The sequence below is a fragment of the Allosediminivita pacifica genome (genome assembly GCF_003054175.1).
GTDB lineage: Bacteria > Pseudomonadota > Alphaproteobacteria > Rhodobacterales > Rhodobacteraceae > Allosediminivita > Allosediminivita pacifica.
On sequence record NZ_QBKN01000017.1, the window covers coordinates 34,389 to 57,737 of the forward strand.

Sequence of the window (23,349 nt, forward strand, 5' to 3'; positions counted from 1 at the left end):
CGCACCTGATCGATTCGGTATCTCAGCGGCGGGGGATATCCCCCGCCGGGAAGTCGATCCGTTCGGGCAGCACGAAAAGCTCGGTATCCTCGTCTGCACTCTTGCAGCCCATGAACACCGCGATATCGCAGGGTGCGTCGAGGCTGATGAGCCCGTGGTGCCACGTGCCGCGCCGATAGCTGATGCCCGTGCCCGGCGGCAGGATGAAGGCCTGCATGGCGGCAAGGTCAGGCCCGCCGTCCGGCAGGGTCGGGCAGACCGCCGCCAGCAGCGTAACCGCGCCGAGGGGCAGGAAGCTTTGCGCGCTGAGGGGGTGCCGCTCGAGCCCGGTGAGCGCCACGCCGCCCGGATCGGGGGCGCGGTGCACGGTCCAGAGCCGGGGCCGGGTTTCGGAGGCCATGTCGGCGGTGGCGAGGTCCGCGTAGCTGCGCCCCGCGCCACCCGCGTGCCGGATGAGCGCCCCGTAGGGGGCGAAGCCCTCGTCGGAGGCGATCAGGATCTCGGGCAGGGTCATGGTCATGCGGGCGGGTGCGTGGCGATCCAGTGCCGCGCGATGTCGGCCCGGCGGCAAAGCCAGACGCGGTCGTGCGCGCGGACGTGATCGAGGAAGCGGCGCAGCGCGATGGCGCGGCCCGGGTGCCCCATGAGCCGGCAATGCAGGCCCACGGTCATCATCTTCGGCTGGTCCGCGCCTTCCTCGTAAAGCAGGTCGAAGCTGTCGCGCAGGTAGGCGAAGAAGTGGTCGGCGGTGGCCATGTTGCCGCGCGCCATCTTCCCGTCGTTGAGCGCGAGGCTGTAGGGCAGCACGAGATGATCGCGCCCCGAGACGGTCGTCCAGTAGGGCAGTTCGTCGGCGTAGCTGTCGGAATCGTAGAGAAAGCCGCCGTGTTCGACCAGCAGCGCGCGGGTGCGTTCGGTGGGGCTGTAGCGGCAGTACCAGCCGACGGGCGGCGTGCCGCAGAGGTCCGAGATCACGTCATGGGCGCGGGCGATGGCGGCGCGTTCCTGCGCCTCGTCCAGGGTCTGGTGGCGCACCCAGCGGTCGCCGTGGGCGCAGACGTCCCAATCCTGTTCGACGATGGCGCGGGCGACTTCGGGATTGCGTTCGAGCGCTTGGGCGCAGGCAAAGACGGTGGCGGGGGCGCTGGCCTGTTGCAGGAGGCGGAACAGCCGCCAGACGCCGACGCGGCTGCCGTATTCGAACATGGATTCGGCGGCGAGGTCGCGGCCGGTGAAGGCGCCGCTGCCGCCCTCGGTCAGGCCGGTCTCGGTGAAGCCGTCGCCGTCGGGCACGCTTTCCTCGGAGCCTTCCTCGTAATTCACCACGATATTGACCGCGATGCGTGCGCCGCCGGGCCATTGCGGGTCCGGGGGTGTCGGGCCGTAGCCGATAAAATCGCGTTCGAGGTGCGTCATGGGGCGTATCCGGGTTGGGGCGCGGGCGCGGTGTCGCGCAGCCAATCGACGTAGTCGGCGCAGGCCTCTTCGGGCGTGCGGAAGGCGGCGCCGAAGTCCACGCGGTAGCGGTCGGAGAGGAGCGGCTGGCGCGGGGCGGCGGGATCATCGGGGAAGGTGAGGCCCGCGTGGGGTGTGGCCTGGTCCCAGCGCCAGCCGGGGCGCAGGTCCGCCAGCGCGCGGGCGAGGATCACGGGAGACCAGGCCTTGCCGAGGCCGAGGTTGTAAAGGTCGTGGCCCGGGTCCGGCGTGGTTGCGAGTTGCACCAGCGCCTCGGCCACGTCGCGGGCGGAGGTCCAGTCGCGGGCGTGGTCGTGCGGGAGGGTCACGGGCGTGTCCGAGAGCGCGGAGCGGGCGAGCTGGAACGGCAGGCTCATGAGATCGCGGGTGGCGGTTTCACGCTCGTGCGGGCCGAAGAGGGCGGTGATGCGGGCGCGGATGCAGGAGAGGCCGAAGCTGGCCGCCGTTTCGGCCACGAGCCGTTCGCTGGCGAGCTTGGTGTAGCCGTAGGTGCTGGTGGGTCGGGGCGGGGTGGCCTCGTCCACGGGGGCGTCGTCGTAGAGCGCCGCGCCGTAGACGGCGGTCGAGCTGGGGTAGACGAAGCGGGTGACGCCCGCGCGGCGGGCCTCTTCCAGCAGGATGGCGGTGGAGAGGGTGTTCACGTCGAAGGCCGTCTCGACATCGGTGAGCCGGCTCCCGGGGGCGAGGGTCACGGCGGCGGCGTGGATGATCGCGGTCACGCCGTGGCGGTCGAGGACGGAGGCGAGCGCGGCGCGGTCGCGGACGTCGGCGAGCTCGGTCGTGCCGCCGGTCAGGGGGCGGTCGTTGAGCGCGACGTGGGGCAGGCTCCGGGCGGTGAGCGCGTCGCGCAGATTCTGGCCGAGGAAGCCGCCGGCACCGGTGACGAGGATGGTCATCGGCGGGGGCCGCCCGGCGCGGGGGCCGGGTCGGGAAGCTCGGTGAAGATGTCGTTGAGGCGGACGTAGCTGGGCCCGCTCATCCGCCCGACGAGGTTCATGCGCTCCTGCCGGATGTAGCTCTTCTCGGCGTCGATCACGTCCTCGCGGTAGTGCATCCATGTCACGCGCCCCAGCACGATCTGGCGCGAGGCCGAGATCTCGAGCGTGACGTGGCGCTTGCACTCGAAGGCCGCGGGCGCCTCGGCGAGGCGGGGCGGCGCGATGGAGGTGGAGGGCACGGGCGTGAGGCCCGAAAGCGCGATCTCGTCGACCTCGGGGGCCTCGGGCTGGGCGCAGATGCGCATGGCCTCGAACATGGCCTCGCTGACCATGTTCACGCAGAATTCGCCGGCGAGGCGGATGTTGGTGCCCGTGTCCTTGATCGAGCCGTCATCGCGGGTCTCGACCCCGAGGGCGAGAATGCCGGGATCGGCGGAGAGGCAGTTGAAGAACGAGATCGGCGCCGCGTTCAGCGTGCCATCCTCGGCCACGGTGGTGACGAGCGCGATCGGCCGGGGCACGATCGCGCCGCTCATCATCTTGTAGCGGTCCCTGGGGTCGACCGCGTCATGCTCGAATGAGCGCCAGAGGGTGTCGTCCATCAGTCCATGCTCCGCGGCAGCCAAAGCACGATCTCGGGCAGGTAGATGATGATGGCCACGAAGGCGATGAAGGCCCCCACGAAGGGCGCGATGCCGATGAAAACATCGTTGATGTTGGACTCCTTGGGCCGGAGGTTCTGGATCACGTAGAGGTTCAGACCGACCGGCGGCGTGATGAGCGAGATCTCCATCAGGATCGTTAGGAAGACGCCGAACCAGAGCGGATCGAACCCGGCCGCGATGACGATGGGGACGACGATGCCCACGGTGGTCACCATCATGGCGACCGCCTCGAGGAAGCAGCCGAGCACCACGTAGAACAGCACCAGCAGCCAGATGAGCGCGTAGGGGCTGAGACCCGCCTCGGAGATCGCGCGCGAGGCGTCCTGCGGCAGGCCAAGGATCGAGATGATGAAGTTGAGGCAGAAGGCCGAGACGATGATGAGCATGATCATCGAGGTCGTCCGGAAGGCCGAGAGGAACGCCTCGTGCATCATGCGGACCGAGAGCTTGCGGTTGAGACCGGCCAGCACGATCGCCGACACGATGCCGAGCGCCGCCGCCTCGGTCGGGGTGGCGAGGCCCCCGTAGATGCTGCCCATGACGATGAAGAAGACCACCAAGATCGGCAGGACCTTTAGCAGCATCCGCAGCTTCTGGGCCAGCGGCACCGCTTCGCTGCGGACCTTGGGCGGCGCGATGAAGATGGAGATGAGGATGATCGTGAGCGACATCATCCCGGCGAGCAGCAGCCCGGGCACGATGGCGGCGATGAAGAGCCGGCTGACCGAAAGGTCCGCGAGCGTGCCGTAGACGATCATCAGGATGCTCGGCGGGATCAGCACGCCCAGCGTGCCCCCAGAGGCGAGCGAGCCGTAGATGAGCCGCCGGTTGTAGCCGCGCGCCTCGAGTTCCGGAATGGCGATGGTGCCGATGGTGGCCGCGGTGGCGACGCTGGAGCCGGACGTCGCGGCGAAGACGGTGCTGGCGTAGATGTTGGTGTGCAGCAGCCCGCCGGGCAGCCGGTTCATCCAGACCGAGAGCGCCGAATAGAGCTGGTCCGCGACGCCGCCGCGAATGAGGATCTCGCCCAGCATGACGAAAAGCGGGATCGCCACGAGGGTGAAGTCGTTCATCTTGTCCCAGGCGATGGACCCGATGGAGGCGACCATCATGCCGTTGCTGAGGAGCTGGTCCGCGCCGAAGGCGAGCAGGATCAGGGCGCTGGCCACGTGAAGGCCCAGCATGAGCAGGATGAGAAGCCCGGCTACGAAAAGGAATGCCGCTTCCATTATTCGACCCCCTGCCTTGTGGAGCCTTCGACCCCGTCGTCGGAGGTGCTTTCGCCGAGAAGATCGCCGAGCCGGTCACCGTCGCCGGACAGCAGGCTCTGGAAGATGTGCAGCAACCGAAGGACGATGGCGACGAAGAAGAGACAGAAGCCCGCCGCCCAGATGGCCTGGGGATAGACGATGGGCGTGCGCAGCGGCGTGTTGGAAAAGGCCATGAAGAGCTGGGATTCCTGTGCGAGCCGGATCGACTGAAGCCCCAGCAACCCGGCGACGACACCCAGCATCACGATGGCGAATATCGACAGCGCACGGCCCAGCGTGCGGGGCAGCCTGCGGGTGAGGAGGTCGATCCGTATGTGCGCGTGTTCGTAGAAGCAGTAGGCAAAGCCGAGGGAGGCGGTGATCGCCAGCGCGTAGCCGCCGTATTCGTCGACGCCCTGCAGGGATTCGTTGAACACCTTGCGCAGGAAGACCTCGATGCAGATGCCGACGGAGAGAAGGATCACGAACCATCCGCCAAGGATGCACGCGGTGTGAGAGAGGGCCTTGAGCCCTCTCTCTGCAGTCGGGATGATACGTTTCATCGTGTTTCCGCAGAACGTCCGTTATCAGCTGCCGTCGGAGCCGTTGATGACCTGGCCGATGGTTTCGTCGAAACGCTCGCCGCATTCCGGGAAGATCGGCGTGCAGCTTTCTTTCCAGTTCGGAATGGTGACCGTGTTAACGATCTCGGCCAGCACTTCTTTGTCGGCTTCGGAGACCTCGGTGAAGGTCATGTCGCCGGGTTCACCGCCGAGTTCGCAGGTGCCTTCGCCGGTGGCGCAGGCCACGCCCTGCTGGTGGACGCGGGGTGCCATTGCCCAGAGTTCATCCTCGGCCGCCGCCATCTTGGTGCGGATCATTTCCTGGTCCTCTTCCGAGAGGCTGTCCCAGAAGGTCTTGTTGGCGACCTGGACCACCTGGCTGTAGCTGCCGAGAGGGAAGTTGTAGAGGTGATTGGCGACCTCGTGCCACTTGGTGCGGTAGCCGTAGGTGCTGCCGGTGGAGCCGCAGTTCACCAGCCCGCGCTCGAGCGCCTGGTAGACCTCGCCGCCGGTGAGGTTGACGGCGGTCGCGCCGAGTTCGTCGAGCGTGTCGGCCGCCGGTGCGCCCGATACCCGGACCTTGCGGCCCTCGAGGTCGGTGATGCTGTCGACGGGTTCGTTGCACCAGACGATCTGCGGGTTGAAGGGCCAGTGGCTGAGCAGTACGCCGTCGAAGCGTTCGAGGCGCTCGGCCATGGTCGGGCGGTAGACGTCCGAGATCTCGCGCAGGGTCTCGTAGTCGTAGGCGAGGCCCGGCAGGTCGACCGCGACGAGCGAGGGTTCGTCACCGCTGACGTAGGACGGGTTGATCGTCATGATGTCGAACTGGCCGCGGCGCAGGAAGCGCAGCGCCTGCGAGCCGTTCAGGCCGGCCTCGTTGAGGGTCAGGTACTGGATCTCGATGCGGCCGTCGGTCTCTTCCTCGATGCTTTCCCACATCGGGCGGTCGACGTCGTCAATCTGCGGCTGGTTGCCCCAGAAGCCGAGGACCTTGATCGTGGTTTCGGCCTGCGCGAAGGCGGTGGCGGGCATGGCGAAGGCGAGCGCGAGAGCTGCGTGCTTGAGGGGGAGTCTCATCCTGTTGGGGTCCTTCTTGGGAGGTTTATCGGGCAACCCGAGGGGATCGGCATGGCCGCCACGCCGGCGCCCGTGATCGTGAGAAGGGGCAAGGCGCCGTGGACGCGGTCACCGGAACACGGGACGCAGGGCGTCGCCGCGCGGCGCGGATCTGATGCTGTCGGTGCGTTCATGGGGTCCGCTCGTTCCTGCCCGTCGGGCCTTGTTGATCCGCATCCAGCTCGGGATACCAGCGAATTCAATTCTTGGCCCCGGCCACATTTCCAATCAAATATGAGGCCGCACACATAACTCGGGATTATGAGATTGAACGTTCGCTACCTCGAGATCTTCAACGCCGTGATGCAGACGGGATCGACGCTGGCCGCCGCGGAGCTGCTGCGGATTTCCCAGCCAGCGGTGTCGAACCAGCTGCGCCAACTGGAATCCCAGGTCGGCCTGCAGCTTTTCGACAGGCGCAAACGGCGCCTTGTCCCGACCGAGGAGGCGCAGCTTCTCTACGAGCGGTCGCAGAATATTTTTTCGCAATTACAGCATCTTGACGCATTCTCGGAGCAACTTCGGCGGCGCGATACGGGGCGGCTGAACTTCGTCTGCAGCCCCAGCATGACCAGCGGCTGCGTGCCCCGCGCCATCCACCGGTTTCACGAGGACAAGCCCAAGGTGACGCTCAAGATCGACATGCCGTCGAACGAACGGATCGTGTCCATGATCGTCGGCGAGATGACCGAATTCGGCCTCACCATCACGCCGCTGGAGCATCCCTCGATCCAGTCCCGCGTGCTGGCGAAGTTGCCTCTATTCTGTGTCATGCCCAACAATGATGCGATGACGGCACAGACGAGCGTGCGGCCCTCGGATCTCGTCGGGTGCAAGCTGATCTCCTATCCCCGTCATTCCGAGGTCGGCCGCATCGTCGGCGCCGCCCTGCCCGAGGCAGAGCGCAACGCCGCCCCCTTCGCCGAGGTCCGCTACACCTCGATGGCACTGCGCATGGCCGAGGCAACGGGCGCCATTGCGCTGGTCGACGCCGACACCGCCCTGTCGGCCAATCCCGCGCTGGTCACGGTCCGCCCGTTCGAGACCGACCAGTTCCTGCCGCTGGTGGCCACTCACCTCAAGGACCGGAAGCTGTCGCTGATCGCTGAAAGTTTTATCGAAGACTACGTCCGGGCGGCCCACGCGGAGACCTAGCGCGGGGCCGGCCCCGGTTGCGGTTGTGATCGCCCGAAAGAGCGGCAAGTCACTACGGCAGAAATAACGAAAATCGAGAAAGGCCCCTATCATGTCCGAAAAACTGCGTGACCGCGTCGCCATTATCACCGGCGCCCGCGGCGACCTGGGGCAGGCGATCGCGAGGCATTTCATGGCGGAGGGGGCGAAGGTCTGCCTCGTGGACCTTCACGCGCCTGAGACGGAAGACACCAACGACATGATGGCGCTGTCCTGCGATGTCACCGACCCGGAGGCGGTCGAGGCCACGGTGGCGGCGACGGTCAAGCGCTTCGGGCGGCTCGATATCGTCGTCAACAATGCCGCCGCCGAAGCGCGCACGGGCAAGATTTGCGACCTGCCAGTCGACGCCTGGCTGCATACGCTGAACGTGAACCTGAACGGCGCCTACTTCGTCAGCCGCGCCGCCCTGCCCCACCTGCGCGAGACGAAGGGCGTGATCCTCAACATCGCCTCGCAGCTGGGCCACGTCACAGCAAAGGGGCACGCCGCCTATTCGGCCAGCAAGGCGGGGCTGCTGTCGCTGACGCGCACGCTCGCGCTTGACCACGCGAGCGAGGGCATCCGGGCGGTCAGCCTGTCGCCCGGCGCGGTGATGACCGACCGGCTGATCCGGCGGGCGGGCAGCGAGGAACAGGTGCTGGCGGACCACGGGCCGCGGCATCCGATCGGGCGCATCGGCACACCGGACGAGATCGGCGCGATGGCGGCCTTCCTCGTCAGCGACGACGCCGCCTTCATCACCGGGAGCGACCTGCTTGCCGACGGGGGATATACGCTGAAGTAGGCCCCCGGAACGCGAAACCCCTGCCCCTCGGATGCGAGGGACAGGGGCGTGATGGCGTGGTCCGGCGGTTTCGCCGGAGGGGCGGCTCAGGTCTGGGAGGATTTGGCCCAGAGGTTGATGTCGCCCTCGACCGCGTAGCGGTCGATTTCGGCCAGTTCGTCGTCGGAGAATTCGAGGTTCTCGAGCGCCCCGACGCAGTCGATGACCTGCTGCGCCTTGGACGCGCCGATCAGGGCCGAGGTGATCGCCCCGCCGCGCAGAACCCACGCGATGGCCATCTGCGCCAGCGTCTGGCCGCGGCTTTCGGCGATGCGGTTGAGCTGGCGGATGTTCTCGATGTTCTCTTCGGTCAGGAAGCCCTTGCTGAGCGTCGCGTCCTGCTGGGCGCGGCTGCCCTCGGGCACGCCCTTGAGATACTTGTTGGTCAGCATCCCCTGCGCCAGCGGCGTGAAGACGATCGACCCCATGCCGATTTCGGTCAGCGTGTCCTTGAGGCCATCACGTTCGATCCAGCGGTTCAGCATGTTGTAGCTGGGCTGGTGGATGAGACAGGGCGTGCCGAGGTCGTCGAGGATCTTGGCGGCCTTGCGCGTCATCTCGGAATTGTAGGACGAGATGCCGACGTAGAGCGCCTTGCCGGAGCGCACGATCTGGTCGAGCGCGCCCATGGTTTCTTCCAGCGGGGTCTCGGGGTCGAAGCGGTGCGAGTAGAAGATGTCGACGTAGTCGACGCCGAGGCGCTTGAGGCTCTGGTCGCAGGAGGCCATCAGGTACTTGCGGCTGCCGCCGTCGCCGTAGGGGCCTTCCCACATGTCCCAGCCGGCCTTGCTCGAGATGATCATCTCGTCGCGGTAGCCGGCGAAGTCGGTGCGCAGGATTTCCCCGAAGGCTTCCTCGGCCGAACCGGCGGGCGGGCCGTAGTTGTTGGCGAGGTCGAAGTGCGTGATGCCGAGGTCGAAGGCGGTCTGGCAGATGCTGCGCTTGGTGTCGTGGGGCGTGTCGTGGCCGAAGTTGTGCCACAGCCCGAGCGACACGGCGGGCAGTTTCAGCCCGCTGTTGCCGCAGAAATTGTACTTCATCTTCTGGTAGCGGGTTTCGCTGGGCGAATAGGGCATCGAGTGTCCTTTCAATCTTGGTCAGTGTCTGGGCCTGACGCAGGGCGCGGGGCCCTAGTGGATGTCAGGCGTAGGCTTGTGCGGGTTGCCAGGCTTCGAACCGGCGGGTGGAGCGGAACCTGTTGTACTTGAAGGGTTTCGGGTCGACGGTCGGGCGGTCGCCGGTGACGAGTTCGGCCATGAGCTGGCCCACTGCGGGGCCCGCGCCGAAACCGTGACCCGAGAGGCCCGAGGCGATGTAGAGACCGGGCACCTTCTCGACCCCGTCGATGACCGGCACGCCGTCGGCGGTCGCGTCGATGGCACCGCCCCAGGCATGGGTGACGCGGGCGTCCCTGAAGGCCGGAAGCGTTTCCTTGAGGCCCTTGAGCGACTTCTTCAGCATCCAGTCCGAGGGATCGGGGTTGAGGACGCGCACGGCCTCGAACGGGGTGACCTCGTCCATGTTCCAGCGGCGGCGCGACACAAGCTCCTCGAAGAAGTCCTTGCCGAAGCGCAGGCTGAGCTCCCGCCAGCTTTTCAGGAAGACGGGCAGGTAGTCGCCGAACAGGCGGAAGCTGTCGGGCGTGATCGGGGCGATGTTGATGTTGCGCGGGCCCACGGTGAAGCCGCCGTCCTGCCGCTTGCGCAGGCCGAAGGTCGCGCCGCCGATGGGGAAATCGGGGCCGACGTTGTTGCCGGTCGGGACGTTGTCGATCCTCGCGGCGGCCGCGATGATGTTGAGCTGGGGCAGCATGACGTCGTTGTTGCCGAGGAAGAGCCGCGTCCAGACGCCGCTTGCGACGACGACGGACGAACACTTGATGGTGCCCTTTTCGGTCACCACGCCCGAGACCGCGCCGCCCGACTTCTCGAGGCCCCGCACCGCGCATTGCGTCAGGATCGACGCGCCCATGCGGCGGGCCGCCTCGGCGAAGGCGGGCACGGCGAGGCCGGGTTCCGCGCGGCCGTCGGTCGAGGTGTGAAGCCCGTAGTTCTGGCCCGGCGCGATTCCGGGGACCATCTCGGAGATCTCACGCGCGGTCAGCTCGCGCAGCGACAGGCCATGTTCCTTGCCGGTCTCGGCCCAACCCTTCGCCTGCTCGATCTCCCAAGGCTTCTTGCAGATGTAGGTAATGCCGGTTTCCTTGTAGCCGGCCTCGATCCCGAAGCGGTCCTTCAGGTTGCGCCAGAGGTTGAGGCTCTGGATCGACAGCGGCATCTCGAGCGGGTCGCGGCCCATCTGGCGGGTCCAGCCCCAGTTGCGCGAAGACTGCTCGGCCGCGATCTCGCCCTTTTCGCAGACGCAGACGCGGACGCCCTTTTCGGCGAGGAACAGCGCCGTGGACACGCCCGCGGTGCCGCCGCCGATGACAACCACGTCCACTTCGCTGGGAATGTCCCGTTCACTGGTGACGGTGTTCAGCGAAGGGACGAACCCTCTACTCTCACTCTCGATCATGCTTGCCTCTGTGCTGAGGAGATTTGACATGACATGTCAGCCTGCGGCTTCATGCTCATTTTTGGAATTATCTGCTCGTTATTGGATGACAACAAGCGCTTCCCTTGGGAAATTACGTGACAATCTGCCGGATGTGGTAGAAATCGAGCAATCCTTGACGTTTTTCAGCCACCTCCGGCCAGAGAAGGCCATCCCACCGCCCGGCACACATCGGGCGGCGGGGGTGCGGCCGCCCCGGCCACGGCGCAGATGCCGGGCGGGACGGCCATGAGGCGCTCAGGCCTCCACGCCGTAGGCCGTGCGCGCGGCCTCGGGGCTGATGCGCCCCTCGGCCAGATCCCGCGCGACCGCGTCCTTCGTGCGGCCGGAGGGGTCACCGTAGCCACCGCCGCCAGGCGTGGTGATCGAGACGATCTGGCCCGGCTTCAGGTCGACCATGCCCGAGAAATCGGTGCGGTCGTCGCCGAAGTCGAGGATCGCGCCGCCAGCCTTGCCGCCGCCTTCGAGGCCCCAGGGCCGCGAGGCCACGCGCGAGCTTTCGACGGTGAAGCGGCACGCCTTCTCGGCGCGGTAGACCCGGCGGACGCCCATGCCGCCGCGGTATTCGCCCTGCCCGGCGCTGTCCTGCACCAGCTCGTAGCGCAGCAGGGTCAGCGGGTATTCGAGTTCCAGCGCCTCGACCGGGAGGTTGGAGGTGTTGGTGAGACCCACGTGGATGCCCGAGAGGCCGTCAGCCGAGGGACGCGCCCCGCCGCCACCGCCGATGGTTTCGAGGTAGACCCAGATGCCGCCGTCCTCGTCGGTGCCGTTGAAGGTGGCGCCGGTACAGCAGCCGTTGCCCGCGGCCATCACCTTGCCCGGGAGCGCCTTGGCCAGCGCGCCGTAGACGAGATCGGTCACGCGCTGGGAGGCGGCGATACGGCCCTCGACCGCGGCGGGATGCGCGCAGTTGAGGATCGAGCCCTTGGGCGCGGTGACGCTGAGCGGGCGTGCGAGACCCGCGTTCGGCAGGACCGAGGGGTCGAGCACGGATTTCACCGTGAAGTAGGCCGCCGCCAGCAGCGAGGTGTAGATCAGGTTCAGACCACCGCGCACCTGCGGGGGACCGTCGAAGGCCAGCAGCATCTCGTCACCGGTCACGGTGATGTCGACCTTGAGGGTCATGGCGTCGGGCCACTGGTTGCTGTCGAACTGGTCCTCGAAGCGGTAGGTCCCGTCGGGGATGGCGGCGATGGCCGCGCGCATCTTGCGTTCGGCGTAGTCCTGCAGCGCGTCGCCCGCGGCGAGAACCTTCTCGGTGCCGTATTTCTCGCAGAGGTCGGTCATCCGCTGGACGCAGAGGCGGTTCGCGGACATCTGGGCGCGCAGGTCCGAGATCCGTTCGCGTGGGACCTGGCAGTTGAGCAGGAACATCTCTTGCAGGTCGTTGTTTAGCACGCCCTCGCGGTAGAGGCGGACCGGAGGAATGCGCAGGCCTTCCTGGTAGATGTGCTGGTGGCCGCGGTCGGCGAAGTCGGAATGGTGCGCCGTGTTGACCGCCCAGGCGACAAGCTGGCCGCCGACGAAGATCGGCTCGGCGAGCACGATATCGGGAAGGTGCGTGGCCCCGCCCGCGTAGGCATCGTTGGCCATGAACACGTCACCGGCCTTGATGTCCTCCATGTCGAAGCGTTCGCGGATCGCGGGGATCACGCCCAGGAACGAGCCGAGGTGCATGGGGATGTGTTCGGCCTGGCAAAGCGTGTTGCCACGGTGATCGAACAGGGCGGTGGAGCAGTCGCGCCGCTCCTTGATGTTGGTCGAGTAGGAGGCCCGCACGAGCGCCTCGCCCATTTCCTCGACGATGCTCTGCAGCGCCGAGCCGATCACCTCGACGGTGATGGGATCAATCGGCTTCTTGTCCTGCGCACTCATGCCTTCACCTCCAGGATCAGGTTCAGATAGGGGTCCACGGTGCCCGTCATGTCCGGCAGGATGACGGTGGTCGTGTCCATTTGTTCGACGATGGCGGGGCCTTCGATCACGTTGCCGGGGCGCAGCTTTTCGCGTGCGTAGACACCGGCGGGGACGAAATCGCCCGCCTCGGCCATCCAGACGTCGCGGGTCGCGATTTGCGCGGCGGAGGCGTCGGGGCCTTCTTCCGGCTGCGGCTTGAACTCGGCCTTGTTGACGACGCCTGCCGCCTCGAGGCGCAGGGTGACGAGCTGGATCTGCTCACCCTCGGCGATGAAGCCGAAGCGCTGGCGGTGGGCGGCTTCGAAGCCTTCCTCGAGCTGGCGGAAGGTCTCGGCCGTGATCGGCCCGGCGGGCACGGCGACGGAGAGTTCGTAGTTCTGGCCCATGTAGCGCATGTCGGCGGTGCGGGTCAGGACGCGGCGGTCCTCGGCGATGCCCTCGTTGTCGAGCCAGGCCTCGGCCTGCCCCACGAGATCGGCAAAGCCGGATTCGATGGCATCACGCGCGCTGTCGTCGAGCGGCAGCAGGCGCGAGATGGCGAAGTCCGCACGCAGGTCGGTCAGCAGCAGGCCGAGCGCGCAGAGCGTGCCCGGCGTGAGCGGCACGATCACCTTGCCCATGTCGAGCTCCCGCGCGAGGCGCGCAGCGTGGAGCGGACCGGCACCGCCGAAGGCCATCAGCGCGTAGTCGCGCGGGTCGTGGCCGCGCTGGACCGAGATCACGCGAATCGCCTTGGCCATGTTGGCGGTGACGACCGAGATGATGCCCTGCGCGGCTTCCATCACGCCGAGGCCGAGGCTGTCGGCGAGGCGCTGGACCGATTCGACGGCAAGATCGCGGCGCACCTTCATGCGGCCGCCGAGGATCTCGACCGGGTTGAGAGTCTGGAGCACGATGTTGGCGTCGGTCACCGTCGGCTCGGTCGAGCCGAGACCGTAGCAGACGGGGCCGGGATGCGCGCCGGCCGAGCGCGGCCCGACCTTGAGCAGGCCGCCGGTGTCGACGTTGGCGATGGAACCGCCGCCCGCGCCCACGGTGTGGATGTCGAGCATCGGCGCCTTGATCGGATAGCCGTGCACGTCGGCTTCGCCGGTGAGCTGGCAGACGCCGTTCTGAAGCAGCGCCACGTCCGAGGAGGTGCCACCTACGTCGAAGGTGATGATGTTGTCGAAGCCCGACATCTTGCCGATGGCCTGCGCCGCGACGACGCCGGTCGAGGGGCCGGAGAGCACGGTGCGGACCGGCAGGTTGGCCGCCGTGTCGAAGCCGATGACGCCGCCGTTCGACTGGGTGAGCTGGGGCGCGATTTCCAGCCCGATCTCGTCGAGGTTTTCCTTCAGGCGGCGAATGTAGCGCTGCATGACCGGGCCGAGGTAGGCGTTGACCACGGTGGTGGAGAGGCGCTCGAATTCGCGGAACTCGGGCGCGACGTCGTGCGAGGTCGAGACGAAGACGTCCGGCAGTTCCTCGGCGATGACGCGCTTGGCGAGCTCTTCGTGCTCGGTGTTGAGGAAGCCGTAGAGGAAGCAGACGGCGAGCGACTTGATGTCCTCACCCGCCAGAAGCTGAAGCTCGGCGCGCAGGGCATCGACATCGAGGGGGACATCGACGGAGCCGTCGTATTTCATGCGCTCGGGCACCTCGCGGCGCAGGTCGCGCGAGACCAGCTGCTCGGGCTTCTCGGCCATCATATCGTAGAGGTTCGGGCGCTTCTGGCGGCCGATCTCGAGAAGGTCGCGGAAGCCGTCGGAAACGATCAGGCCGGTCTTCACGCCGCGCAGTTCGATCAGCGCGTTGGTGGCGACGGTCGTGCCGTGGCCGAGCAACGACAGGTCCTTGGCGGTCTTGCCGACCTGGTCCAGCCCCTCGACCACGCCGGTGGTGATCCCGCGGGAGGGATCGTCCGGGGTCGACGAGACCTTCCAGATCTCGACCTTGCCGCTGTCTTCGTCAAAGAGGCAAACGTCCGTGAACGTGCCACCGGAATCTACGCCAATTCTCCAGGCCATCTTCTTCTTCCCGTTTTGATCTTCAGGCCGCGCAGGCGGCCGCTACTGAGGGCGGGGTGCGCCGCCGTGCGGGGCGGTTACCCGCCGGGGCGACGGAGCGGTGAGAGCTTCGAGGGCAGTCTGCGCAAAGGCGAGCAAAAAACGTCACAGTCGCCCCAAGAGGCATCTGCCCTGCAGCGGATGGAAGACCTCGACCCGCTCGGGCCGGGCAACACTTGGACGCCTCGCCTATTGCGCGAACGCGGCCCACCCTGTGCAACCATACCCCTGAAAGGGCTCGACTTTGTACTTCTTTGCCGGTCACTCTTGCCTCGGCCTCCACGGATCGCGGCAGGACATGCCTTGCCCGCCAGCTCTTGCGCTTCTTGCTCGCTCACTTTTGGCCGTATGTGAATGAAAAACTCTCCCACAGGGGAAAAACCCACAAATATGCCTCATAAATGAGCAATTAACGGCATATACCGTGCCTCAAACCATCAGCTCAAGGGTATTTTTGGAAGAAGGTGAAGGTTTGTTGACAGATAGAGCAATTTTGTGCCTGCATACGTGCATCATTGCGCAACATGTAATGAGCGGGACGATCACACGGCCCGTTTGCGAAGCAATACAGTCAAACGCAGGGAGCTTCATCATGACTTTCACTCGCCGCACGTTCATGCGCTCGGCCGTCGCCACGGGTGCGCTTGTCGCTGCGACCCGCCCGGCCTTTGCCAACGTCCGCTGGGACTTTGCCGACGAATACGGCGCGCAGTCGCTGTCCGGCCAGGCGTGCAACTTCTTCGTCTCGGAGATGGAAGACCGCGTCGGCGACGCGCTGACCATCAACTACCAGGGCGGCGGTGCGCTCGGCTACAAGTCGACCGACCACTTCGACGCCGTGCAGGACGGCGCGGTGCAGGCGGCGGTCACGCTGGTGACGCAGCTTGGCGGGATCGACCCCTTCTTCAACCTGTCGTCGCTGCCCTTCATCGCCTCCAGCCTCGATGAGGCCTACCTCCTGTGGCAGGCCGCGCGCGAGGAATACGCCAAGATCTTCGAAGAGAACGGCATGGTGCTGCTCTGGGCGATGCCGAACCCGCCGTCGGGCATCCACGCGCCCGAGCCGATCACCTCGGTCGGCGCACTCGAGGGTCTGCGCATCCGCACCTACGACGTGAACGGCACCCGCACCCTGCGCGAAGCGGGCGCGGCGCCGCTGCAGGTGGCGTGGTCCGACCTCGTGCCGCAGCTGTCGACCGGCGGGCTCGACGCGGTTCTGACCTCGGCCGACGGCGCGATCCAGCTGTCGATCTGGGATTACGTGAGCGATTTTACCGAGATGAACTACGCCATGGGCCTGTTCATGTGCCACGTGAACAAGGACGAGTTCGACGCCCTGCCCGAAGACGTGAAGACCGCGATGATGGACTCGATCGACGCCTGCGACGAGTACAACTGGCAGATCATCCGCGACTCCATCGACACCGCATACGAGCGGATGGCCGAGAACGGCATGACCATCACCCGCGAAGGCGACGTCCCGGCCGAGGTCTTCGAGCACTTGCAAGAAGCCGGCGCGTCGGTTCGTGAAAGCTGGCTGGAAGAAACCGGCGAGCGCGGCCAGAACGTGCTGGCACGCTTCGAGGAACTCAAGGCGCAAGCCGGCTGATCCGAGCGATACCACACTGCCCGCGCCCCGGCCGGCGCGGGCAAGCCATATGACCGAAGCATGGAGCGGCCATGAGCGACCTGAACAAGCAGCAACTCCCCGAGATCGAGGAGTATCGCCATCCTGAAAAGACCGACGATCCGGTCTGGCTTGGCGCGATTGCTCGGGTGTCGACCCTTCTCAACAAGACGGCGGCGGTGATTTCCGCCACACTTCTGGTCGGAATGACGGCGCTGATCCTTCTCGAGATCTGCATGCGCTTCTTCTCGACCTCGACCTACATGGCGGACGTGCTTGTCGGCTACGGCGTGGCGGCGATCACCTTCCTGGCGGCGCCCTGGGCGCTGGAGGAAGGCGCCATGATCCGCGTGACGGCGCTGACCGACCGCCTGAACGGCTGGGCCCGCTGGCTGGCCGAGGCGTTTTCCGTGGTGACCGCGGGCAGCATCATGTGGTTCCTGATGACCCACCAGTGGGGATCGGTCACCAAGCTCTATTCGCGCGGATCGACGAGCGAGCACTTCATCCCGATCCCGCTCTGGATTCCCGAGAGCTTCTTCCTGATCGGGCTTGCCCTTCTTCTTGTGCAATTCGTCGTCCGCGGCCTGCGGCTGGTGGCCGTGGGTCATGCCGACGAACGCGCGCTGAACATCTGACCCCGGGAGAAATTCCATGTCCATCACGTTTTCCGCGGGGGTTCTCGTCGCCCTGCTGGCGCTTTTCCTCGGGGCCGGGGTCTGGATCTTTTCCGGCCTCATGCTGGTCGGCGCCTCGGCCATGTACTTCGTTCTCGACTTCAACCTCGTGCGGATCGGCGCGATCGCGACGCGGGTGATCTCGTCCTCGGCCATCTCGTGGGAGCTGGCGGCCATCCCGATCTTCATGTGGATGGGCGACATCATCTTCCGCACCGACATCTCGCAGCGGCTGTTCCGCGGGCTGGCCCCGCTGGTCGCACGCATCCCGGGCGGGCTGCTGCACACCAACGTCTTTGGCTGCACGGTCTTCGCGGCCATTTCGGGGTCGTCCACGGCGACCACCGCGACCGTCGGCAAGATCACCATCCCCGAACTTCAGAAGCGCGGCTACGACCTGCGCCTGTCGGCGGGGTCGTTGGCGGGCGCCGGGTCCTTCGGGCTTCTGATCCCGCCGTCGATCGCGATGATCGTCTACGGCGTGCTGGCCGAGGTCTCCATCGCGCAGCTCTTCGCGGCCGGCGTGATCCCCGGCCTGATGATGGCAGGGCTTTACGTAGGCTACATCGCGATCGTGTCGCTGATGGACCCGTCGCGCGCCCCGCGGTTCGACGGCGAGGTGACCGCCAGGGCGATGGGCCGCGGGCTGCTGGAACTGCTGCCCATCGTGCTGCTGATGTTCGTGGTGCTGGGCTCGATCTACTCGGGTCTCGCCACCCCGTCCGAGGCGGCGGCCGTGGGCGTCTTCGGCGCCATCCTCATCACCGTGGTGACAGGGCAGTTCTCGCTCCGGCTGATGCGGGACAGCCTTCTGGCGACGATCCGCGTGTCGGCGATGATCCTGATGCTGATCGCGGCGTCGTCCTTCCTGTCGGCGGCCATCGCCTACATGCAGCTTCCCACGCAGATCACCGAGGGAATCTCGGCGCTGCAACTGTCGCCCTACGGCGTGCTGCTGATCCTTGCCGCGCTCTATATCGTGCTGGGCATGTTCCTCGACGGGACGTCGATGACGGTGATGACCGTGCCGATCGCGGTGCCGCTGATCGTGCAGGCCGGGTTCGACCCTCTGTGGTTCGGCATCTACCTCGTCATCATGATCGAGATGAGCGCGCTGACGCCGCCGGTGGGGCTGAACCTCTTTGTCCTTCAGGGTCTGACACAGCGGACCATGGGCGAGACGGTGCGCGCGACGTTGCCCTTTTTCCTGCTGCTCTGCCTCGGTACGGTCATCCTGGCCGTCTTTCCCGAAATCGTCCTGTGGTTGCCTAGCCGACTGTGAGGCAACGCGATAGGACCGGACGGACGGGATAGCGGATCACATGCGAACAAGGAGAGCCCCCTTGCGCAAGCCAGAGGACGCAGCAAACGAAGAGATGCTGCCGGCCGAGCGTCGGCAGCACCTGATCGAATGGTTCAAGCAGAACCAGGCGGGGTCGGGACAGGACCTTGCGCGGATGTTCGGGATCTCGGTCTCGACCATCCGGCGGGATCTCGATCTGCTGGCGAGCGAGGGGCTTGTTCGGCGCACCCACGGCGGCGCGGTGGCGATCCGGTCGCGCGCCACCTACGAGCCCTCGACGGACCTGTCGGAACGCACGGCGGTCGAGGAAAAGCACGCAATCGTCGGCGAGGCGCTCAAACTGATCGAGCCGAACCTGTCGCTGCTGATCGATACCGGCGCGGTGATCTGCCACCGGCTCGCGGACAGGATCGCGGAACTGGAATACCCGCTGACCGTCATCACCAATGACCTCTACGTGGCGAAGCAGCTGACCTACCGGGACAACATCACGCTGATCGTGCCGGGCGGGGCCTGCCGCGTCGGATCGTTCAGCCTGCTGGGCGAACCAGGGCTGAGCTTCCTGCGGGACATCCACTGCGACATCTTCTTCATGTCGGCGGCGGCCATCGACGAGACCGGCGCATCCGAGACCAACCTCGAGCTGGGTCACATGAAGCGCGCCATGGCCGAGGCCGCGAGCGAGGTGGTCCTGCTGGCCGACAGCAGCCGGTTCATGTCCTGCGCGCTGCACCGAACGGTGCCCATCGGGTCCATCGACCGGGTCATCACCGACACCGGCCTGCTGGAAGAGGACCGCGCGAAGTTTCCGCCGCACAAGCCGGGCTTCAAGGTCGTGGACAGCAGCGGCGACACGCCCGAGGAATGGGCCCCGACACAGGGCCGCGAGCGCGCCACGTCCTGAGCCGCGGGCCGCGCCGGAGGGCAGGTTCCCGCAGCCGTTTCCCGGGTAACACGAACGAAGAAGGCCGCCCCGAGGGCGGCCTTTTTTCACTGCTATTCCAGCAGATTAGTGGTGCCGGTGATAGGACTCGAACCTACGACCCCATCATTACGAATGACGTGCTCTACCAGCTGAGCTACACCGGCCCGTGGGCCGCGCATTTAGCAGCCCTTCGACGGGAGGGGAAGCCCTATTTTGCGGCTTCCTTGCGCGTCGTTTCATCCCCTTCGGAGGCAGGGGTTTCACCGATCGCAACCTCCTCGGCGTCATCGACATCGCGGCGTTCGGCGGCGGCTTCGCGCTTCGACGCGGCTTCCATGACCTCGGCCTCGGGAGCGGGGGATTTGACCTCTTCGGCCTCTGGCACTGCGGGATTGGACCCGTCCTCGATGGCGCCAACGATCAGGGGCAGCATGTCGGCGCCTGCGGGCAGCACCACCTCAGCTTGCGGCGGGGTGGTCCAGCTCAGCGTGTCGAAGGCCTCGCAGTTGGAACAGATCGGCGTCCATTCTGCGTGGATGGTCTTGCACTTGTCGCAGACCCACTGCGGGCCACGCGGCGCGGTAAGCGCTTTGGCGAGCCAGCCGCGGACCACGGCGTCCGACGCGCCCTCGCCCTTTTCGACCGCCGCCATGATGGCCAGCACGCGGGCATCGGGCGCGGTTTCGGGAAGATCGGCCAGGGCACGGCGTGCCTCGGGGAAATCCTCCGCCGCGAGGCAGAGTTCGGCCTTGAGAAGACGCGTCTCGCGGTGCGACGGGTTGATCTGCGTGAGCGCGCGGAACCGCTTGAGCCGCTTCTCCGGGGTCTCTTCGGGCTCGATCTCGGCGAAGGCCGCGGCCAGGTCGGGGTGCGGGCGCACCTCCCAGGCCTTCTTGATCACGCGCATGGCCGGGCGCTTCTTGCCGTCTGCGATCAGGCCGCGCGCGGCCATGGCGGCGGCGGGGATCAGGTCGGGCGAGTTGCGGTTGGCCTTGATGGCGGCCTCGCGGGCCTCGATCGGGCGGTTCTCGTCAAGGATCTCGCGCGCCTCGGAGAGCGCCAGCACCGCGTCGCGGCGCTTGTACACGTCGCGCGGCAGGTCGCCGTGCTTGAGCTTGGCGTTGAGCGTCTTGCGCGCCCCGACCCAGTCGGCCTTCTGCGCCTGAAGCCGCAGCAGCGTGTCCTGCACCTCCACGTGCTTGGGCTTGAGCGCGAACGCCCGCTGCGCGAGCTGCAGCGCTGTCTCGGTATCCCCGCGCGAGAGCTTCTGTTTCATGAGGCCGCGAATGCCCACGAAGCGGGTATCGTCGCGCTGGACGAGCTTCTTGTAGGTTTCCTCGGCCTTGCGGGTGTCGCCCAGCTGTTCGGCCGCCTGCGCGGTGATGAGATCGGTGATCTCGGGGCGGTGCAGGTAGCGTTCGGCCTTGCTGGCCTTGGCCATGGCAAGGCGGCCCTCGCCGCTGGCGAGCGCCATCATGCCCTCGCTCAGCGCCTGGTAGCCCTTGCGTTCGCGGTTGCGGTCGAAGTGGCGGCTGAGCGCCGTTTCGTCACCGTTGATGAACTTGAGCGTCGCGATGAGCAGCCCGGCGAGCTTGAAGAGCACGTAGCCCGCGACGAGCAGCAGCAGCGCGGCCAGCACCGACTGGAGGGGCCCAAGCGTGTATTCCATGCCAGCCACGGTGATCATCAGACCCCCGTCGCTTTCCATGAGATAACCGGCGCCAAGGGTCAGCGCCGCGACCAGCGCGACGAAGATGACGATCTTGATGAGGGACCAAAGCATGTATCGACCCTTGTTATTGGTTCAGTTCGTCGGCCAGCGCCGAGGCGGCGGCAAGCGCGTCGCGGCGCGTTTCGGCGCGCGAGATCCAGCCGGACATGACCTCCGCCGCGGATTCGGGGAGGGCTTCGAGTTCGGTAAGCGCGGTGTCGAGGTTGCCCGCATCGAGCGCGGCCTCGGCCCGCGACAGCACGGCGTCGGCATCGTCGCCCTGACGCGGGGTGACGGATCGGGCGTTGAAGAGACTCTGCAGGGCGTCTCCGACCCCGGTGTTGCCCTGTTCCGCACGCACCTGCCGCAGCGCGTCGCGCGCGAGCGGCGGGAAATCGTCCTGCAAGTCACCCAGCGCGGCGACACCGTCGGCAGCAGGCGCGGCGAGGGGTTCGGGGACGCTCACATCGTTTTCTTCCAGCGCGCCGAGCTGTTCCGCATAGGGGGCGCCCTCCCGAAGATTGGTGGTGAGCTCGGCGAGGATGGCGCGGCTTTCGGCCAGCTGCGCCTGCGCCTCGGCGTTGGATTCCGAGGCGCGCGCCTCGTCGGCCATGGCGGCGATGCGGCTGCGCTCTTCCTCGAGCGCGGCGTTCAGTTCTTCCTGTTGCTGGCTGACCGAGTTGCGCAGCTCTTCGAACTCGCGCTCGTAGGCGGCCATGGCCTCGGGCGAGACCGATTCCTCGACCGGGCGGCGTTCCAGCGCGGTGAGGCGTTCGTCCAGATCCGCGGTCTGCGACGAGAGATCGGCAAGCGCGTTCTCGAGCGCCGAGGTGTCGATACCACCGACAATGTTGCGGATGTCCTCGACCTGGCCCGCGATCTCGTCCGAACGCGTGGACTGGCTGTCGAGCCGTCCCTGCATGTCACCGATCAGCGGGTTCGGCGGCGGCGCCATGAGGCCGGGCATGGACATGGCAACGAAGAATCCCACGGCCGCGGCGGCGACACCGCCGAGCAGCATTGGAAGGAAGCCGCCCTTGCGTTCGACCACGGTGTGCTCGACGACCTCGCGGGCGCGCTCGCCCCGATCGGACGGACCGTAGGTGGGACGCGGCGGGGTCGTGCCCGAGGCACCGCCCTCGCCGCTGCCGGTCGCAAAGGCCGGGGACTCGTCCGCGGGGGCAGTATCATCGCCCCCCGAAACGGTGTCCTGCCGGAGAGGTGTGGAGCCGGGTGCACCGCCTTCGCCGCTGCCCGTGGCAAAGGCCGGAGCCCCACCCCCACCGGTCAATGGATCGGCAGCCGCGGAGCCCGTGGTGTGATCGCCTCCGGCTGCAGGGGCCGCGGTATCCTCGTCCTCGCCGATATGGGCGTCCGAGGGGTGCCCCTCGGGGGTCAGGTCGCGGCCGGCGTCGAGCGTATTGGAGTTCTCGACCGTCACGGTGTCATCGCCGTTTTCGCCGGAAAGGGTATCTTCGCCGGTGCTGGTGCTGTCGGGTTCCCCGGGGATCACGTCGGCGCTGGCCTCGGGAACGCTGTCGTCGCCCGGGGTCTCGGTCGCACCGGATTTCGTCGTGTCGTCACCGATGCCGATGGCGTCGGCCGGGGCGTCATTCTCGGGGGTATCGTCTTCGGCGAAGATGTTCTCCTCACGCGGCACGGGCGTCTCGGTGGCCTTTTCCGCCTCGGGGCCGGTACCGTTCTGACCGCCGGTGCCGGAGGATGACTTGCTTTTTCTCGACCTGGCCACGTATCTCCACCCTTTCCAATCTTCCCGGCTTTCGCATTCGAAGCCCCGGTTTCGTCTTACAGCCCGTCCTGCCCCGTCTCAAGATGACCGGCCCGGACCAGTAAATCCAGCGTGCAGGTCAGCATGGCCGGCTGATCCGGTCGTGCCGCGACGGCAACGGCCCGACTATGGAGGGGGGCGAGGGACTTGGCCACAGCTTCGCTCAATGCCGCGACAAGAAGCGGCGCCCCTGCCCCATTCCGCGCCAGAATGTCCCCGGTGCGGGGCGAGAAGACCGGCGCCACGACCACGCGGTCGCCGGCGAGGGCGGCGCAGCCCTGGGGCGAAAGCGGGCGTTCCGGCTGGCGATAGATCACGGCCTCGGCGGTCTCCAGCCCGGCATGGGCCAGTCTTTCAACCACTGCGCCGCGTGCATGTTCCCCCCTCATGTGCAGGATTGGTCCACCGTGATGCGTGCCGGACACACGGGCCACAAGATTTTCGGCGTCGCGGCAGGTCGCGCGGACATCGAAGCCCGCCGCCTTTGCCGCGCGGGCCGTGGACGGCCCCACGCAATAGGCCGGCCCGCGGGCGCGGCCGCCGAGCGCCGTGAAGGCACCGACGGCACTGGCCGAGGTCAGGATCACGGCCGAGACGTCCGATAGATCCGGAAGCGGGCCCTCGGGCACGATCTCGATCAGCGGGCTGATGACAGGATCGAAATCCGCGGCACCGGCCGCCTGCAACGCTTCGACAAAGGCGCGCGACGCCGCTTCGGGGCGCGTCATGAGCAGGACGGGGCGCATGGCCGGCATCGGATCTCCGCCA

The 23,349-nt window shown here is 66.9% G+C and carries 20 protein-coding genes and 1 tRNA gene; 6 read left to right on the forward strand and 15 right to left on the reverse strand.

Going from position 1 to position 23,349, the window contains the following annotated elements; translation table 11 throughout:
• Positions 1–22: 22 nt before the first annotated feature.
• The 7 genes from C8N44_RS13760 to C8N44_RS13790 are packed head-to-tail and all read right to left on the reverse strand — an operon-like array spanning position 23 to position 5,969.
• A complete protein-coding gene (locus C8N44_RS13760) occupies positions 23–520 on the reverse strand; it encodes an ureidoglycolate lyase (protein WP_107977350.1) in 498 nt (165 codons plus the stop codon).
• Positions 517–1,416, reverse strand: a complete 900-nt coding sequence (locus C8N44_RS13765; RefSeq protein ID WP_107977351.1) for an allantoinase PuuE — start codon at positions 1,414–1,416, stop codon at positions 517–519. Before C8N44_RS13765 ends, C8N44_RS13760 begins: the two co-directional genes overlap by 4 nt.
• Entirely contained in the window at positions 1,413–2,372 is a 960-nt protein-coding gene (locus tag C8N44_RS13770; protein WP_158274053.1) for an NAD-dependent epimerase/dehydratase family protein, read from the reverse strand. Before C8N44_RS13770 ends, C8N44_RS13765 begins: the two co-directional genes overlap by 4 nt.
• The gene (locus C8N44_RS13775; RefSeq protein WP_107977353.1) at positions 2,369–3,016 is read right to left on the reverse strand and encodes a flavin reductase family protein; all 648 of its coding nucleotides are present in this window, start codon (positions 3,014–3,016) and stop codon (positions 2,369–2,371) included. Before C8N44_RS13775 ends, C8N44_RS13770 begins: the two co-directional genes overlap by 4 nt.
• Positions 3,016–4,308, reverse strand: coding sequence for a TRAP transporter large permease (locus C8N44_RS13780; protein WP_107977354.1), 1,293 nt, complete (start codon positions 4,306–4,308; stop codon positions 3,016–3,018). Before C8N44_RS13780 ends, C8N44_RS13775 begins: the two co-directional genes overlap by 1 nt.
• On the reverse strand, positions 4,308–4,892 hold the full coding sequence (locus C8N44_RS13785; RefSeq protein WP_107977355.1) for a TRAP transporter small permease subunit: 585 nt from the start codon (positions 4,890–4,892) through the stop codon (positions 4,308–4,310). Before C8N44_RS13785 ends, C8N44_RS13780 begins: the two co-directional genes overlap by 1 nt.
• 24 nt (positions 4,893–4,916) lie before the next feature.
• On the reverse strand, positions 4,917–5,969 hold the full coding sequence (locus C8N44_RS13790) for a TRAP transporter substrate-binding protein (protein ID WP_107977356.1): 1,053 nt from the start codon (positions 5,967–5,969) through the stop codon (positions 4,917–4,919).
• Between the two features lie 306 nt (positions 5,970–6,275).
• Between C8N44_RS13790 and C8N44_RS13795 the strand changes: the two genes are divergently transcribed.
• Positions 6,276–7,163 carry a LysR family transcriptional regulator gene (locus tag C8N44_RS13795; protein ID WP_158274054.1) on the forward strand — a complete coding sequence of 296 codons (888 nt, stop codon included), beginning with the start codon at positions 6,276–6,278 and terminating at the stop codon, positions 7,161–7,163.
• A 91-nt stretch (positions 7,164–7,254) separates the two neighbouring features.
• The gene (locus C8N44_RS13800) at positions 7,255–7,989 is read left to right on the forward strand and encodes an SDR family NAD(P)-dependent oxidoreductase (protein ID WP_107977358.1); all 735 of its coding nucleotides are present in this window, start codon (positions 7,255–7,257) and stop codon (positions 7,987–7,989) included.
• Positions 7,990–8,075: 86 nt separating this feature from the next.
• Here C8N44_RS13800 and mgrA read toward each other — a convergent pair whose 3' ends face one another.
• From mgrA to C8N44_RS13820, 4 genes are all read right to left on the reverse strand, one after another.
• Positions 8,076–9,104, reverse strand: coding sequence for an L-glyceraldehyde 3-phosphate reductase (gene mgrA / locus C8N44_RS13805; protein WP_107977359.1), 1,029 nt, complete (start codon positions 9,102–9,104; stop codon positions 8,076–8,078).
• 64 nt (positions 9,105–9,168) lie between these two features.
• Positions 9,169–10,545, reverse strand: coding sequence for an NAD(P)/FAD-dependent oxidoreductase (locus C8N44_RS13810; protein WP_107977360.1), 1,377 nt, complete (start codon positions 10,543–10,545; stop codon positions 9,169–9,171).
• Positions 10,546–10,821: 276 nt separating this feature from the next.
• A complete protein-coding gene (locus C8N44_RS13815) occupies positions 10,822–12,459 on the reverse strand; it encodes a hydantoinase B/oxoprolinase family protein (RefSeq protein ID WP_107977361.1) in 1,638 nt (545 codons plus the stop codon).
• Positions 12,456–14,510, reverse strand: coding sequence for a hydantoinase/oxoprolinase family protein (locus C8N44_RS13820; RefSeq protein ID WP_107977362.1), 2,055 nt, complete (start codon positions 14,508–14,510; stop codon positions 12,456–12,458). Before C8N44_RS13820 ends, C8N44_RS13815 begins: the two co-directional genes overlap by 4 nt.
• Positions 14,511–15,141: 631 nt before the next feature.
• Between C8N44_RS13820 and C8N44_RS13825 the strand changes: the two genes are divergently transcribed.
• The 4 genes from C8N44_RS13825 (at position 15,142) to C8N44_RS13840 (ending at position 19,060) form a co-directional block, all read left to right on the forward strand.
• Positions 15,142–16,158, forward strand: a complete 1,017-nt coding sequence (locus C8N44_RS13825) for a TRAP transporter substrate-binding protein (RefSeq protein WP_107977363.1) — start codon at positions 15,142–15,144, stop codon at positions 16,156–16,158.
• A 71-nt stretch (positions 16,159–16,229) separates the two neighbouring features.
• The gene (locus C8N44_RS13830) at positions 16,230–16,814 is read left to right on the forward strand and encodes a TRAP transporter small permease (RefSeq protein ID WP_107977364.1); all 585 of its coding nucleotides are present in this window, start codon (positions 16,230–16,232) and stop codon (positions 16,812–16,814) included.
• A gap of 16 nt (positions 16,815–16,830) precedes the next feature.
• Entirely contained in the window at positions 16,831–18,135 is a 1,305-nt protein-coding gene (locus tag C8N44_RS13835) for a TRAP transporter large permease (RefSeq protein ID WP_107977365.1), read from the forward strand.
• Positions 18,136–18,196: 61 nt separating this feature from the next.
• Positions 18,197–19,060 carry a DeoR/GlpR family DNA-binding transcription regulator gene (locus tag C8N44_RS13840; protein ID WP_244641088.1) on the forward strand — a complete coding sequence of 288 codons (864 nt, stop codon included), beginning with the start codon at positions 18,197–18,199 and terminating at the stop codon, positions 19,058–19,060.
• A gap of 109 nt (positions 19,061–19,169) precedes the next feature.
• On the opposite strand, the gene C8N44_RS13845 is transcribed toward C8N44_RS13840, so the two are convergent.
• From C8N44_RS13845 to C8N44_RS13860, 4 genes are all read right to left on the reverse strand, one after another.
• Positions 19,170–19,245: transfer RNA gene (locus tag C8N44_RS13845), tRNA-Thr, on the reverse strand.
• A 44-nt stretch (positions 19,246–19,289) separates the two neighbouring features.
• On the reverse strand, positions 19,290–20,864 hold the full coding sequence (locus tag C8N44_RS13850; RefSeq protein ID WP_107977367.1) for a heme biosynthesis protein HemY: 1,575 nt from the start codon (positions 20,862–20,864) through the stop codon (positions 19,290–19,292).
• Between the two features lie 13 nt (positions 20,865–20,877).
• Positions 20,878–22,542: a mitofilin family membrane protein gene (locus tag C8N44_RS13855; RefSeq protein WP_107977368.1), complete on the reverse strand. Its 1,665-nt coding sequence runs from the start codon at positions 22,540–22,542 to the stop codon at positions 20,878–20,880.
• 56 nt (positions 22,543–22,598) lie between these two features.
• Positions 22,599–23,336, reverse strand: a complete 738-nt coding sequence (locus tag C8N44_RS13860) for a uroporphyrinogen-III synthase (protein ID WP_107977369.1) — start codon at positions 23,334–23,336, stop codon at positions 22,599–22,601.
• Between the last annotated feature and the right edge of the window lie 13 nt (positions 23,337–23,349).

Bases quoted from the DNA above. Each gene is read 5' to 3' on its own strand.
- C8N44_RS13825 (WP_107977363.1), top strand. From the start codon at position 15,142: ATGACTTTCACTCGCCGCACGTTCATGCGCTCGGCCGTCGCCACGGGT.
- C8N44_RS13815 (WP_107977361.1), bottom strand. From the start codon at position 12,459: ATGAGTGCGCAGGACAAGAAGCCGATTGATCCCATCACCGTCGAGGTG.
- C8N44_RS13810 (WP_107977360.1), bottom strand. From the start codon at position 10,545: ATGATCGAGAGTGAGAGTAGAGGGTTCGTCCCTTCGCTGAACACCGTC.
- C8N44_RS13820 (WP_107977362.1), bottom strand. From the start codon at position 14,510: ATGGCCTGGAGAATTGGCGTAGATTCCGGTGGCACGTTCACGGACGTT.
- C8N44_RS13785 (WP_107977355.1), bottom strand. From the start codon at position 4,892: ATGAAACGTATCATCCCGACTGCAGAGAGAGGGCTCAAGGCCCTCTCT.
- C8N44_RS13800 (WP_107977358.1), top strand. From the start codon at position 7,255: ATGTCCGAAAAACTGCGTGACCGCGTCGCCATTATCACCGGCGCCCGC.
- C8N44_RS13775 (WP_107977353.1), bottom strand. From the start codon at position 3,016: ATGGACGACACCCTCTGGCGCTCATTCGAGCATGACGCGGTCGACCCC.
- C8N44_RS13765 (WP_107977351.1), bottom strand. From the start codon at position 1,416: ATGACGCACCTCGAACGCGATTTTATCGGCTACGGCCCGACACCCCCG.
- C8N44_RS13770 (WP_158274053.1), bottom strand. From the start codon at position 2,372: ATGACCATCCTCGTCACCGGTGCCGGCGGCTTCCTCGGCCAGAATCTG.
- C8N44_RS13830 (WP_107977364.1), top strand. From the start codon at position 16,230: ATGAGCGACCTGAACAAGCAGCAACTCCCCGAGATCGAGGAGTATCGC.
- C8N44_RS13835 (WP_107977365.1), top strand. From the start codon at position 16,831: ATGTCCATCACGTTTTCCGCGGGGGTTCTCGTCGCCCTGCTGGCGCTT.
- C8N44_RS13850 (WP_107977367.1), bottom strand. From the start codon at position 20,864: ATGCTTTGGTCCCTCATCAAGATCGTCATCTTCGTCGCGCTGGTCGCG.
- C8N44_RS13780 (WP_107977354.1), bottom strand. From the start codon at position 4,308: ATGGAAGCGGCATTCCTTTTCGTAGCCGGGCTTCTCATCCTGCTCATG.
- C8N44_RS13860 (WP_107977369.1), bottom strand. From the start codon at position 23,336: ATGCCGGCCATGCGCCCCGTCCTGCTCATGACGCGCCCCGAAGCGGCG.
- C8N44_RS13760 (WP_107977350.1), bottom strand. From the start codon at position 520: ATGACCATGACCCTGCCCGAGATCCTGATCGCCTCCGACGAGGGCTTC.
- mgrA (WP_107977359.1), bottom strand. From the start codon at position 9,104: ATGCCCTATTCGCCCAGCGAAACCCGCTACCAGAAGATGAAGTACAAT.
- C8N44_RS13790 (WP_107977356.1), bottom strand. From the start codon at position 5,969: ATGAGACTCCCCCTCAAGCACGCAGCTCTCGCGCTCGCCTTCGCCATG.